At 45.1% G+C, this 13,514-nt stretch carries 15 protein-coding genes; 5 read left to right on the forward strand and 10 right to left on the reverse strand.

The genetic code is table 11. The features are described from left to right. The first annotated feature begins 136 nt into the window (after positions 1–136). A complete protein-coding gene (locus tag R7Q48_RS03525) occupies positions 137–769 on the forward strand; it encodes a thiol:disulfide interchange protein DsbA/DsbL (protein ID WP_005375635.1) in 633 nt (210 codons plus the stop codon). Positions 770–782: 13 nt separating this feature from the next. Continuing rightward, positions 783–1,256, forward strand: a complete 474-nt coding sequence (locus R7Q48_RS03530; protein ID WP_005375638.1) for an FKBP-type peptidyl-prolyl cis-trans isomerase — start codon at positions 783–785, stop codon at positions 1,254–1,256. 82 nt (positions 1,257–1,338) lie between these two features. On the opposite strand, the gene cyoE is transcribed toward R7Q48_RS03530, so the two are convergent. From cyoE to R7Q48_RS03550, 4 genes are read right to left on the reverse strand one after another with little or no spacing between them, the layout of a single operon-like run. Beyond that, positions 1,339–2,238 (reverse strand): heme o synthase, encoded by a 900-nt coding sequence (gene cyoE, locus R7Q48_RS03535; protein ID WP_005375639.1) that lies wholly within the window; start codon positions 2,236–2,238, stop codon positions 1,339–1,341. Then, complete coding sequence (locus R7Q48_RS03540) at positions 2,231–3,250, reverse strand: COX15/CtaA family protein (protein WP_154203947.1); 1,020 nt, start codon at positions 3,248–3,250, stop codon at positions 2,231–2,233. The genes cyoE and R7Q48_RS03540 overlap by 8 nt, the downstream gene beginning before the upstream one ends. A gap of 11 nt (positions 3,251–3,261) precedes the next feature. After that, on the reverse strand, positions 3,262–3,798 hold the full coding sequence (locus tag R7Q48_RS03545) for a hypothetical protein (RefSeq protein ID WP_017635864.1): 537 nt from the start codon (positions 3,796–3,798) through the stop codon (positions 3,262–3,264). Continuing rightward, entirely contained in the window at positions 3,788–4,579 is a 792-nt protein-coding gene (locus R7Q48_RS03550) for an SURF1 family protein (protein ID WP_195723057.1), read from the reverse strand. Before R7Q48_RS03550 ends, R7Q48_RS03545 begins: the two co-directional genes overlap by 11 nt. Between R7Q48_RS03550 and R7Q48_RS03555 the strand changes: the two genes are divergently transcribed. After that, positions 4,578–4,814: a DUF2909 domain-containing protein gene (locus tag R7Q48_RS03555; RefSeq protein ID WP_005375504.1), complete on the forward strand. Its 237-nt coding sequence runs from the start codon at positions 4,578–4,580 to the stop codon at positions 4,812–4,814. The genes R7Q48_RS03550 and R7Q48_RS03555 overlap by 2 nt on opposite strands. A 24-nt stretch (positions 4,815–4,838) precedes the next feature. Here the strand turns inward: R7Q48_RS03555 and R7Q48_RS03560 are convergent, their stop codons facing one another. From R7Q48_RS03560 to coxB, 4 genes are read right to left on the reverse strand one after another with little or no spacing between them, the layout of a single operon-like run. Further along, on the reverse strand, positions 4,839–5,723 hold the full coding sequence (locus R7Q48_RS03560) for a cytochrome c oxidase subunit 3 (RefSeq protein ID WP_005385214.1): 885 nt from the start codon (positions 5,721–5,723) through the stop codon (positions 4,839–4,841). A gap of 51 nt (positions 5,724–5,774) precedes the next feature. Beyond that, a complete protein-coding gene (locus tag R7Q48_RS03565; RefSeq protein ID WP_005385211.1) occupies positions 5,775–6,314 on the reverse strand; it encodes a cytochrome c oxidase assembly protein in 540 nt (179 codons plus the stop codon). A 20-nt stretch (positions 6,315–6,334) separates the two neighbouring features. Next, positions 6,335–7,966, reverse strand: a complete 1,632-nt coding sequence (ctaD, locus tag R7Q48_RS03570; protein WP_005375510.1) for a cytochrome c oxidase subunit I — start codon at positions 7,964–7,966, stop codon at positions 6,335–6,337. Continuing rightward, positions 7,963–9,126, reverse strand: a complete 1,164-nt coding sequence (gene coxB, locus R7Q48_RS03575; protein ID WP_005385208.1) for a cytochrome c oxidase subunit II — start codon at positions 9,124–9,126, stop codon at positions 7,963–7,965. Before coxB ends, ctaD begins: the two co-directional genes overlap by 4 nt. Positions 9,127–9,456: 330 nt before the next feature. Here coxB and R7Q48_RS03580 point away from each other — a divergent pair, with 330 nt between their 5' ends. Then, positions 9,457–11,151 carry a phospho-sugar mutase gene (locus tag R7Q48_RS03580; protein WP_025768465.1) on the forward strand — a complete coding sequence of 565 codons (1,695 nt, stop codon included), beginning with the start codon at positions 9,457–9,459 and terminating at the stop codon, positions 11,149–11,151. 99 nt (positions 11,152–11,250) lie between these two features. On the opposite strand, the gene R7Q48_RS03585 is transcribed toward R7Q48_RS03580, so the two are convergent. Beyond that, positions 11,251–11,673: a GNAT family N-acetyltransferase gene (locus R7Q48_RS03585; protein ID WP_005375519.1), complete on the reverse strand. Its 423-nt coding sequence runs from the start codon at positions 11,671–11,673 to the stop codon at positions 11,251–11,253. A gap of 79 nt (positions 11,674–11,752) precedes the next feature. Continuing rightward, complete coding sequence (locus R7Q48_RS03590; protein ID WP_005375522.1) at positions 11,753–12,385, reverse strand: LysE family translocator; 633 nt, start codon at positions 12,383–12,385, stop codon at positions 11,753–11,755. 229 nt (positions 12,386–12,614) lie between these two features. Here R7Q48_RS03590 and R7Q48_RS03595 point away from each other — a divergent pair, with 229 nt between their 5' ends. Next, positions 12,615–13,442, forward strand: coding sequence for an AraC family transcriptional regulator (locus tag R7Q48_RS03595; protein ID WP_005385198.1), 828 nt, complete (start codon positions 12,615–12,617; stop codon positions 13,440–13,442). Positions 13,443–13,514: the final 72 nt, after the last annotated feature.

Genomic DNA, 13,514 nt, shown 5'->3' on the forward strand with positions numbered 1-13,514 from the left:
CTAAAATACCCTACCCTTACAGTCCATACGTCAGGCAAAGTCTGTTACCAATGGTCTCACTTTATTGTTATTTAATGGTTTTAGTCACTATCGTTAACCGATAAACTAACGCAAATTTCTCATTTAGAGCACTACTATGTTAAAAACCATATCGAAAGGCTTTGCTGTTGTTGTTGCCGTAATGGCTTTGTCGGCATGCGATAGCGGCAAGAGTCAGCCTCAGCAAGGCAAACAATACGAAGTTTTGCCAGTATCCCTTGAAGAATATGATTTAGCTCCCCTGACTGAAGCATTCTCTTTAACTTGTGGCCACTGCCGCTCAATGGAAGAGTTTGTCCCTCAAATTGAATCATTGACCGATCAAAGCGTTGAAAAAATGCATGTAACGTTCAATGAAAGTGCACAAGTGAGCGCCATCATCTTCTATACTGCCGTAATGCAGCTTGAATCAACACCAGATAAAGCGTTTATGGCGGATCTTTTTACTGCTGTGCAAATGGGTGCCGATGCAACGGCTGAGGAACGCCAAATCGCCGTAGAGAAAGCCTTTGAGTCTCGCAACCTTATCAGCCCTTACCATTTAGATGAAGCACAGCAAAAAACGCTGTTTGAGTACATCACTAAGGCAGAAGCGATCACGACTCGCGGCCAAATTAACTCCGTTCCAGCCTTTATCGTAAACGGAAAATATCAAGTGATTACTGGTGGTCATGACAGCGTTGAAGCCATGGCAGAAACCATCAACTTTTTGCTAAAACAACCTAAATAGACAAGGAGATTACGTGTCTAAATTTTTGTTTCCTCTTATTATTTTTATTTTGGCGGGCTTTTTCATTTACCGTACTTGGACAAACCATAAAGTAGCGGATGAAAACTTTGCCAAAGGCCAAGCATTCTTACTAGAAAATGCGAAAAAAGAAGGCGTTATCACAACAGAAAGTGGCCTTCAATACATGGTTCTTGAAAAAGGCGAAGGTGAGGTTCACCCAACTGCAACAAGTAAAGTAAAAGTACACTACCACGGCACCTTGATTGATGGAACGGTATTCGATAGCTCTGTTAATCGTGGTGAGCCGATTTCATTTGGTCTTAACCAAGTCATTAAAGGCTGGCAAGAAGGTCTACAATACATGGTAGAAGGTGAGAAAATCCGCCTTTTCGTACCAAGCACGCTTGGCTATGGTAAGAGTGGCTCTGGCCCAATTCCACCAGCAAGTGTTTTGATCTTTGATGTTGAACTGCTAGAAATTCAATAAATCTAGAAAGCTTTGTCTTAAAGCCAAAGTATCAAAACCAAAAACGCCGCGAACCACGCGGCGTTTTCTGTTTTAAGAGAGGTTAAAAACCAATATAGTGATCCGAAAGCAATGCAATGAACAACGCCAAAAGATGATAGATAGAGAATTTAAACGTCTCCATCGCGGTATTTGGCTCTGGTGCATATTTTAGCTTCCATGCATGGTACATAAAGCCAACATTGAGTAGTAGCGAGGCAAAAAGATACACCACGCCGACCATACCAACCAAAACCGGTAGGACACAAACCAAAGTCAATAGCACCGTATACAACAGAATAGAAGTTTTGGTGTACTCAATGCCGTGTGTCACTGGCAGCATGGGAATATCTACCTTGCGGTAATCCTCGACACGATGAATAGCCAGAGCCCAAAAATGTGGTGGCGTCCAGATAAAAATGATCATCACGAGCAGCCAAGCATTCGCATGTAATTGCCCTGTTACAGCAGTCCAACCGAGAAGAGGCGGCATCGCACCGGCAATCCCTGCAATGACGATATTTTGGGGCGTAGCACGTTTGAGGTACATTGTGTATACCATCGCATAGCCGAGCAAACTCATCAAAGTCAACCATGCCGTCAGCGGGTTGACCATCGCATAGAGAAGTACAAACCCTAAGACACCTAAAACTGTAGCGAAGGCTATCACCGATGATGGTTTAGTCTCACCCGATGGCAATGGTCGTTTGTGTGTACGTGCCATTCTCGCATCAATTCGGCGGTCAATTAGATGATTAAACGCTGCCGCAGACCCGGCCATCAGACCAATCCCCGTTAGGCCAACTACCGCCTGCAACCAGGGGAAATCATCAACCGGGGCTAAGCTCATCCCTACTACTGCCGTCACCAACATTAACGCCACCACTTTAGGTTTCGTTAACTTCAAATAAACGGAACTTAGTCGCTTTCGCCCATTTAACGACAGCGCGATTTCTTTACTCATAGCGAACTCCTTTCGCGGTGTAATTCCAAGCTGTTTTACCCTGCCACAAGTAAAACTGGCTAACACAAACGAGACTCAACATAACAGCGGCACCAAGGTTGTGCGCCACCGCGACATAGATAGGAAGTTGAAATACTACGTTGCTTACACCCAGCATAATTTGGCACACCAGAGTGAATAACAACCACCCTCCGATTCTCTGTGAATGATGAGAATCTTGCCTCATAAGCCCAATACTATAAGCCAATACCACGGTGGCGGTAACAATAGCGCCTATACGATGAGTGACGTGTATAGTCATTCTTGCCGGATACTCCAAAACACCAAATTCATAATTCTCGAATCCAGTTTGCCAGAAAGAAAACGCTTCTTTCCATGAGAGATGGCTCATCCAGTCTCCCTCACAAATCGGCAGTGTGGTACACATCAGCGCAGCATAATTTGACGAAGTCCACCCTCCAAGGAGCACTTGCACCAAAACGACCAGAAAAACCAACAATGAAAAGCCTCTCAGAGAGCTAGAAGATGGAGAGAAATAGAGATTGTTTTGCGCTTTTAATTGGCAGTAAAAAATCGCCTGTAACGCCAATAAAACGAAACCACCGAGCAAGTGAAGCATCACGATGGCGGGCATTAATTTAAGAGTAACTGTCCACATTCCCAAAAGTGCCTGCCCAATCACCAATACGCTTAGCAACATCGGAATGGTTGAATTTACACGCTCAGACCTTATTGATATCGCTGCCATCGCAAAAATGACTAAACCTAACGTTCCCGCAAAATAGCGATGAATCATCTCAAGCCATGCTTTCTCATGCTCTACTGCCCGCTCGGGGAAGTTCAGGTTAGCACGTATGACGTCTTCTTCTTGATGCGGCACAGAAAAGTGCCCATAACAACCAGGCCAATCCGGGCAACCTAACCCTGCATCTGAAAGGCGAGTATATGCCCCTAACATGATCACCACGAGAGTTAGCAGCAAACTGAATCTAACCAACTGAATTAATTTCATATGCACTTCCTCTAACCGACTCGTGACAGTTTTAAGAGCTTGCGTAAGTCCGCCAACATACCTTTATTCAATAGGACTAAGTCCTCATTTGGTTTCGGCGAGTAAGACATCACCAGTTGCCCAAGAGGATCAACGATCAACATTTGCCCAGGTTTCACTTTTGCGGTAACCAATTCATTCATTTGCATCGCTAACATCGATACTTCCATGGGATCTGAATGCTCAGTCTGCCAAACGACTGGCACTACTCGCTCTTGATACTTACCTAAAGCAACATGGCTTTGCTGAAGCAGGTAAAGCTGCTGTTTACACTGTTCAGTGCATTCGTTAGGCAATACATAAGCGAGTTGCCAACCATGGTCTTTGAGAGGTGACTCTTGACCAAGTTGCTCTAACGTCGTGTATGGTTCGACTAACTCGCCTCTATTGGTCACTCCGCTTTGATACCACCCTTGTGTGAGAATGACTTTTGCAATGACAGCGGGAAGCGCGAACGTACAAACCAGCGCAATCAACATTAGTCGTCCTTTGGTTACTTTAGATGTCATGCTTCACCTCCATGTGACGCAACTTTTTTTGCCAACGAACAAAAACAATTAAAGTCAGTAATAAGAAAACACCTGCCATCGAAAACCATTGAATCGAATAGCCAAAATGTTTGGCACTATTGAGTGGCAATGGATTCCAAGGAAAGTCATAGGGCCAACGAGTTAAATTGTCTGGCTGCAAGACTGCGGGCATAAGTTCAATATTCAGTAGCTGATTCAATTGCGCGATGTTTAGGTTTTGCACGCGAATAACATCGCCAACTTCCGGCATTAACTCTGAACTCAGTGGATTAGTAGATTTTCGGTACAGGCGTCCTGTGATGAAAGTCGAATTATCGAGTTTGGTGACCGTTGGTAACACTGAGCGTTCTGCTCTTCCCTCGACAAAACCAAGCTCCAATAACGCGTAGGCACTAGGCTCATCGATCGTCAATACAATCTGAAATGCTAAATATCCCACACTGCCTTGATGCGTTTGGTTGTCTAACAAAATTACGGGAAACGCCTGAGGAACAACATTAACTTCCACTTTTTTCCCGAGGATACTTTCCTCTCGCCAGTCGTTGTCTTCAAGAACGACGCTTAGTGCTTGGTACGCACTATCCGCACGCGCGAGAATGGCTTGTTCCAATGCTTGTTTTTCTTGCCCTCTCTCAAACTGCCAAAAACCCAGTTTGACCAAAAGAGAAAACACAACCACAGTTAAACCAACTGCAACCCAAAACCGTTTCGATAGCCATAATTGTCTTGATAACAACAATGATGAAACCGGAGGTGCCATGTCCACCGTATTTCTATTCAAACTGACGCTTGTCCTTTTGCTGCTTTTCATTATCTTCAACCTCGCAAAAGCGCTTATCGAAATGGTTCGTGAAGACCCAGATAATCCTGAAAAAAGAGACAAACCCATGAGTCATTACTTAGGCCGTCGAGTCATGTTCTCCGCTTTGGTGGTCGTCCTTTTGCTTATTGCGCTCAGCTCGGGTTGGCTAGCACCAAACCCTCGCCCTTATTAGTCGAACCAAGAGTTCACACTGCGCCTAAAGTACGTAAACAAACACAAACAGACATAACCAAACCACATCCACGAAATGCCAATACCAGCTGCCCGCTTGAAAGGCAAAATGGTTCTTTGGCGAAAAGTGATCTTTAGCGATTCTGAACAGCAGCACGATCAAGAAGATAGTCCCAAGACAAACGTGTAAACCGTGGAACCCCGTCAACATGAAGAACGTGTTACCGTAAATACCGGACTGCAACGTGAGCCCTATGTCTTGATAAGCATGAACATACTCAACCGCTTGGTAATATAGGAAAAAGCCAGCAAGTACGATGGTTATCTCTAACCAAACAATCAGTGCCGTTCTTTTGTCTTGTTCAAGGCTTATATGCGCCATATGTAGCGTAATAGACGACAATAGCAGCAAGATAGTATTGGTAAGGGGTATGCCCTGCCACGGCATAGCTTGTGTTGTTTCTCCCCCCGGTGTCAGTGTGAGTGGCCACATCGCTTCGAAGGTTGGCCACAGGACTTCGTTGGTCATGAAGTTATTATCTGCCCCACCTAACCAAGGCACAGAAATCATTCTGGCGTAAAACAAGGCACCAAAAAAGGCACCAAAAAACATCACTTCAGAAAAGATAAACCAGCTCATTCCTTGGCGAAAAGAACGAGTAATTTGCGAGCTGTATTTTCCACTCAGTGATTCAGTAATCACATTACTAAACCAACCAGCCAACATGTAAAGCAAGAACAAGAAGCCCACCGCTAGCACAATGCCACCAATGGTTCCCACTGCACCGTCACTTTGTGTCCCCTGGACGGTCATGCCCGCGCCAACAGCAACCAAAAACAGAGCAAATGCACCGATGATCGGCCAGCTACTTTGAGCGGGAACATAATATGTTCCTGGCTTGTTACTCATAATTTCTCTCCTTACTGACCAACCTTGGTCTGTATCTCTCTCCCTGAGTGGCTAAGAGCCTGTAGGAGGGGGAAGTTTATAGAGTGTGTAAGACAGCGTTAACGTGTGTATAGACTCCGGCAAGTCCGGTTCGATATAAAAAATCAACGGCATTTGAGCTTGCTGTTTACCATCCAGAGGCTGCTGGTTAAAACAAAAACACTCAATCTTATTGAAGTAAGCAGCTCCAGTCCCGGGAGAAACAGAAGGAACGGCTTGCCCCACCAACTTCTGCCCGCTTTCATTAAATGCAAGGTATTCGGTTTGTACGACTTCACCTGGGTGAACATCCATCGAAATCACTTTGGGTCTAAACTCCCAAGGCATATCTGGGCTGACATGCGCCATAAACTCCACGCGAACAGTTCTGCTCATGTCCGGTTGCATACCTGTCGGTTGAATGGCGGCTACTTCACTTGTCTTTCCATTGATTCCCAGTGCGTCGCACATCACGTCATAAAGTGGGACCAGTGCATAGCCGAAGCCAAACATTAACAGGGTCGCCAAAAGCAACTTCACGGTGAGCTTCTTGTTTGATGGATTCGGTTTCATGTCACTCACCCCACTCTTTGCTAGTCAATCTTAGGCGGTGTAGTAAACGTATGATGCGGCGCAGGGCTTGGCACTGTCCACTCTAAGCCTTCCGCACGTTCCCACGGTTTTGCAGAAGCCTTCTCCCCGCCACGAATACACTTGATCACCAACCATAAGAAGATCAGTTGTGACAACCCAAATGCAAACCCACCAATTGATACTATTTGATTAACATCAGCAAACTGAATGGCGTAATCCGGTATGCGCCTTGGCATGCCTGCTAAGCCTAGGAAGTGCATTGGGAAAAACAGGACATTGACGGAAATAATTGAGCACCAGAAATGCCATAAACTCAGCTTGTGGTCGTACATATTGCCCGTCCACTTAGGTAGCCAGTAGTATGCTGCTGCCATGATCGAGAATACCGCACCAGATACCAACACATAATGGAAATGGGCAACCACGAAGTAAGTGTCATGATATTGGAAATCCGCCGGCACAATCGCCAACATCAGTCCCGAGAAGCCGCCAATAGTAAAAAGCACAATAAAGGCAATGGCAAACAACATTGGCGTTTCAAATGTCAGAGCTCCACGCCACATGGTGGCAACCCAGTTAAAGACTTTAACCCCCGTTGGTACCGCAATCAGCATAGTGCAATACATAAAGAAGAGCTCAGCAAAAACTGGCATCCCCGTGGTAAACATGTGGTGCGCCCACACAAGGAAAGATAACAATGCAATGCTGCACGTCGCGTAAACCATCGAATGATAACCAAACAGCTTCTTACCACTGAAAGCAGGCAGAATAGCGGAGATGATTCCAAACGACGGTAAAATCATGATGTACACTTCTGGGTGACCAAAGAACCAAAAGATGTGTTGGAACATTACCGGGTCACCACCACCAGCTGCGTCAAAGAAGCTAGTCCCGAAATATTTGTCAGTAAGAACCATGGTCACCGCACCCGCTAGTACCGGCATAACCGCGATCAACAAGAAAGCGGTGATTAGCCAAGTCCAAACAAACATTGGTAACTTGAACCAAGTCATTCCCGGAGCTCGCATATTTACGATCGTCACGATAACGTTGATCGCGCCCATAATGGAGCTGATACCCATGATATGAACAGAGAATACAAACAGCGCAGTGCTATCCGGGCCATAAGTCGTGGACAGCGGAGCATAAAACGTCCAACCAAAATCAGGACCGCCGCCAGGTAAAAACAACGAGCTCAACAAAATAAGAAATGCAAAAGGTAAGATCCAAAAGCTCAAGTTGTTCATGCGCGGCAGCGCCATATCTGGAGCGCCGATCATCATCGGAATCATCCAGTTAGCAAGACCAGTAAATGCTGGCATCACCGCACCAAATACCATCACTAAACCGTGTACCGTGGTCATTTGATTAAAAAACTGCGGATCGACTAGCTGTAGCCCTGGCTGGAACAGTTCGGCACGAATGATCATTGCCATCGCACCACCTGTTAGAAACATCGCAAAGCTAAACCAAAGGTAGAGGGTGCCTATGTCTTTATGGCTTGTAGAATACAACCAACGAGTGATGCCCTGGGGTGCATGATGCTCGTGACCATCATCGATCGCAATGGTACTGTTCGCACTGGCTTCTGCTGGCGCAGACTTCACTGCCTTATCTATTGGCTTACTCATATTTCCTCCTTAGCACTGCCTTGTGCCTTAAAGGCATTCACATCGGATGCTTGCACTGTATCGCCAGTATCGTTGCCCCATGCATTTCGTTGATATGTGATAACCGCGCCAATTTCTTTGTCACTTAACTGATTAGAAAAAGCCTGCATTGCGGTGCCCGGGCGACCGTTGACAATAATATCTATGTGCTCTGTAACATCTCCGGTTGCAATAGGACTGCCTTTAATCGCGGGAAATGCACCCGGAATCCCCTCACCATTTGCCTGATGACACACAGCGCAACGCGCCGTGTATATCGATTCGCCTTGCGACATCAATTCGTCCATAGATAAGTCTTGAGAGAGCGCTTCTTGTGCCGCCGCTTTTTGAAGCGCGAGTTCTTCCTTCTTACTCGCTAGCCATTCATCGAACTTTTCTTCTTCCATCGCATGCACCACCACTGGCATAAATCCGTGTGCACGACCACATAGCTCCGCACACTGACCGCGATATACGCCTGGCTCATCAATTCTTGTCCATGCTTCATTGATAAAACCTGGAATGGTGTCTTTCTTGACGGCAAAGTCTGGTACCCACCAAGAGTGAATGACATCATCAGAAGTCATCAAAAAACGCACTTTGCGATTCACAGGCAACACCAAAGGGTTGTCTACTTCCAGTAAGTAATGTGCGCCTTTAGCTTCGATTCCATCAATTTGTTTTTGGCTGGTGGCAAGCAAACTAAAAAACTCAACATCTTCGCCAAAATAGCTGTAATGCCATTTCCATTGCGAGCCTGTGATCTTGACCGTGATATCCGATTGGCTTGTGTCTTCCATTGCTACTAGAGTTTTTGTTGCGGGAATCGCCATAGCGACAAGAATGATGATGGGTATGACCGTCCAAATAATTTCCACTTTTGTACTTTCATGGAAATGCGCGGCAACTGCTCCTTTTGACTTGCGATGACGGAAGATGGAATAGAACATCACACCAAAAACAATCAAAGCAATTACACAGCAGATATAGAAAATCAGCATATGTAATTCATACACTTGCCCACTTATCTCTGTGACCCCTTTTGTCATGTTGTAGTCATTTTCCTTTGACCAACCAAAAGAGGAAAATGTGATTAAAATCACATTCAGTGATAAGGCTAGAGTAGTCGTTAATCTTTTCAAAAGATCTCTCCTCTGCTCAGCCGCTACGCCTACGCGAGCTTCCTTGCGTCCCGATGCAAATATCGAACAACTTTACGAAAAATCACAAAAACTACGATTTCGACACGGTTTGTTATATTTATGTTAAAAGGCTAGTTATAGTTCCAAGGTTCTTCAAGAAATTAAATATGATTAAATTTTGTTCGGATAAGAAAAATTAATTCGGTTTATCGATTGCCCTCTTTGAAATGTAATTGAGAACCATTTACATTGATTTAAAAGAAAACATTGAGATACTTACCAAACGAAGTGTCCAAGAAAGTAGGCTCCCCCTACTAAGGAATGACTGATATGACAGCACTAATTACGCAATGGCTAGAACGAGACCCTGACCCTAAGACTCGTGAAGAGCTACAACACCTCGTCGATACGAACAATGAACAAGAGCTTACTGATCGCTTTGGCTCACGCCTTGCCTTTGGTACTGCAGGCTTACGTGGCAAAGTGGGCGCAGGTCCAAACCGAATGAACCGCTTGGTGATTCAAGAGACCGCCACTGGTTTAGGGAACTATTTGCTTGAGCAAGTCAAAGATGCCGCGAGTCGTGGTGTCGTTATTGGCTACGACGGTCGTCCCGATTCAAAACAATTCGCGCATGATACCGCATCCGTACTGACGGCCCTTGGTATCAAGGTTTACCTAACGTATGACGTTGCAGCAACCCCAATTGTTGCGTTTGGTGTCCGTACATTGAATGCTGCGGCCGCTGTTGTTGTTACTGCCAGCCACAATCCACCAGAATACAATGGCTTCAAAGTATATTGGGAAAATGGCGCACAGATTATTCCTCCACACGACTCTGGAATCGCAGCGAAAATTGATGACGCAACAACGAAGCCATTACCTTTAATGTCTCTCGATGATGCAAAACAGCACGGTTTGTTAGTTTGGTTGGAAGACGACTACTACCAAACTTACCGTAAGACAATGAATGAAAACGCGCTGCTTACTCCTGACAACAATACCGATATATCTATTGCTTACACCGCAATGCATGGCGTTGGCGCGAATATGGCGGAAACGCTACTTGCCGACGCAGGCTTCCAAAAAGTGGCAAGTGTTAAGGAACAACGCGAACCTGATGGAAGCTTCCCAACCGTCAACTTCCCAAACCCTGAAGAAGCCGGTGCAATGGATATGGTGATGGCATTAGGTAAGTCCGTAGATGCCGATATCGCTTGCGCGAACGACCCAGATGCGGACCGTTTTGCCGTGGCAGTTAAACGCCCAGATGGCGAGTATCAAATGCTAACGGGTGATCAGGTGGGCTCACTGTTTGGCGATTACTTGTTGGAACAGCAACCTAACGCTTTGGTTGGCAACACCATCGTATCCTCAAGAATGCTGAGCAGCATCGCTAAGGCGCATGGCGCACAATACTATCAAACATTAACTGGCTTTAAATGGCTTACTAACGTTGCCATGGAACAAGAGACAGAAACCAACCCATTCTTGTTTGCTTATGAGGAAGCGCTCGGTTATACCGTGGGTAACAAGGTGTGGGATAAAGATGGTTTATCTGCAATCGTCGCGTTTTCACAGCTAACAGGCAAGCTTAAAGCGCAAGGTAAAACACTGTGGGATAAACTGGAAGAGCTGTACCGCGAGCACGGTTTCTACTTCAACGCGCAACGCAGCATTGCTCTCGACCCGAACTCTCCACCAATCGGCGACAAACTCCGAGCAAATCCACCAACAGAGATTGCTGGTAAAAAAGTTGCAGTAACCGAAGATCTAAAAACATCGGTTCGCATGTTTGACGACGGCTCTGAAGAATCCATTGACTTACCGGCAAGTGACGTATTGATTTATCACCTAGAAGATCAATCACGCGTGATTGTTCGTCCTTCTGGTACTGAGCCAAAACTAAAATGTTACTACGAAGTCATCAACCTCTTCCCTGCGGATATGAGCTATGAACAAGCACAGCAAGCAGCAGAAGCGAAGATGAACGAACTTATCGACGCGCACCAGCAAAGTTTGTAAGTCAAAGAGAAACATAGATATTTGATACAACAAGAGGCGCAAATTCGCGCCTCTTTTTTTGATTTTAACGAGAACAAGTCAAGCTAACCCGTGCTTTCCCTAGCCTACAATTTCCTTTTGTAGAAAGTACTTGTGGATCCCCTCTGCAGGATAGCCTGAGTACTGCCCCACTTTCTCAAAACCCAATTTGAGATAGAACTCAAGAGCTTGAAAGCTGTAGGTATCCAAATAAACATGGGTAACCCCATGAGGCTTTACTTTTTGTTCTAGCATCGACATTAATTGGCTACCGAGACCAGAGGTTCGACTTTCAGCGTCTACCCACAAAAACTCAACAAATACCGTATTTTTAAACATTTCGCCAGTCAAGCCACCCATGATCTTGCCATTCTCATCTTTTGCGAAACAGCCTACAGCATGCACTTCCCCTTCAGGTAAATGCAGTCGGTTATAAGATCGAATACCTTCACGAACAAAATCAAGGTCTGTTTGATCTGGATTTAAACAAAATTCAAGCTTCATATACCCTCTCCTTAGGAAACACCAATATCCTAAAACAAAAAGCCAGCAATTGCTGGCTTTCTGATGGAATATGATAACTTTACAAGGCGAAACTACTCAGCATCCACAACGCCAGAATAACAAACACTAACCCCATTAGTTTATGTTGATACGTGCGGAATTTTTCGTTCTCGAGCAGCCCTTTGCCCAATGTGCCTGCTAACCCAACAAGTAATAAATTGAATGACAAGCCAAGAACGTTCAACAATAACCCTAGCGCTAGCATCTGCTCACCAGAAGATGCCGTGATATTGCTTGAGACAAACTGCGGCAAAAACATCACAAAAAAGACTAAGGCTTTAGGGTTGAGCAAATTACTCATCAAAGCACGTTGATAATAAGTTGATGCCATTTTGTTTTGACCATCAAGCTCTGGAGCCGAAGATGCCTCAGCTCGTAAGCAGTCCCAACCCATTTTTAACAAGTAAGCGCCACCTAGTAGATGAAGGACTTTAAGGGCTATTGGGCTCATGGCAATCAGGGTAGATACGCCCATCGCAGCAAGCAAAGTAAGAATAACACCAGACGTCGCATTGCCTAAGCTAGCAAAAAGACCGACCTTCTTACCGTAACTCATACTTGAGCTCGCTATCAGCAACATATCGGGCCCTGGTAACAGCAACAAAGCCACTACTGCGGTGAGATAAACAGGAAGTACAGATAAATCAATCATGATGGAACCGCTTTTCTACAACAAGGCGGCGAATGTTATACCAACAAAATGACATCATCCAGCCCAAAATAGCCAAGATAACTCAAAAAATAAAAATCATAGTTTGCCCATATGAGAAATAGCAATCAATTCGCCTGTTTATCAAAATCGAATAGCAATTTTGTACAAAAATAAGCACGATGGATCCGTTACACTTCTAAAATGATTTTCTTGAGCAGACCGGATAAAGATGAAAGAAAAGAATAAGGAAATCGCTACCTTCAAGATAGCTCAAGAGCTCGGCGGTTTAGAACTTCTCGATGCAAAGTATGAGAAGCAGAATTTTTCACGCCATAGCCACGAAGGTTACACTATTGGTGTCATCGAAAAAGGGGCACAACAATTTTTTAGGACGGGCGGGAATCATATCGCGCCACAGGACAGCATCATCCTTGTTAATGCAGATGAAGTACACAACGGGCATTCAGCCTCGGAAGGCGGCTGGGAATACAAAGCAATGTACCCCGTACCTCAGCAGTTTCAAACTTTAGGACAAGAGCTTGGCTCACCAAATGTAGCTCTACCCTATTTCCCTCAACCTGTGGTTTACGATCCTGAGCTGGCTAGTCAGTTACGACTGGTATTTGAAACACTAGAAAAATCAGACAACCGTTTATTGAGAGAAACTTTGGTTTACGGCACGTTGATCAAGCTAGCCAGTAAACACAGCACTCATCGGGCACCACTGAAAGAGTCAACCAGAGCTCAGCGACAAGTGCAGCTCGTCAGAGAATTTTTGGAAGACTTTCCACAAACGGACGTCTCACTAGAAGAACTCGCGAAACTGTCTGGATTAAGCCCTTTTCATCTGCTGAGAGAGTTTCAAAAGCAATTTGGCTTTCCGCCTCATGCCTATCAAATTCAGCAACGTTTACGTATGGCGAAGAAGCTACTAAAAATGGGACAAAAAATTTCAGACGTGGCACAAGAATGTGGCTTCCATGATCAGAGCCATCTGCATCGACACTTTAAAAAAGCCATGGGCGTCACTCCCGGCCAATACGTCCGTCACAGCTAAAGCAGCAATATTGTACAAGGCGTTATGCGACTACCGAGCTATCTTGGTAATCTGATTTAGGAATAAATAAGA

The organism is Vibrio sp. 378 (assembly GCF_033339435.1).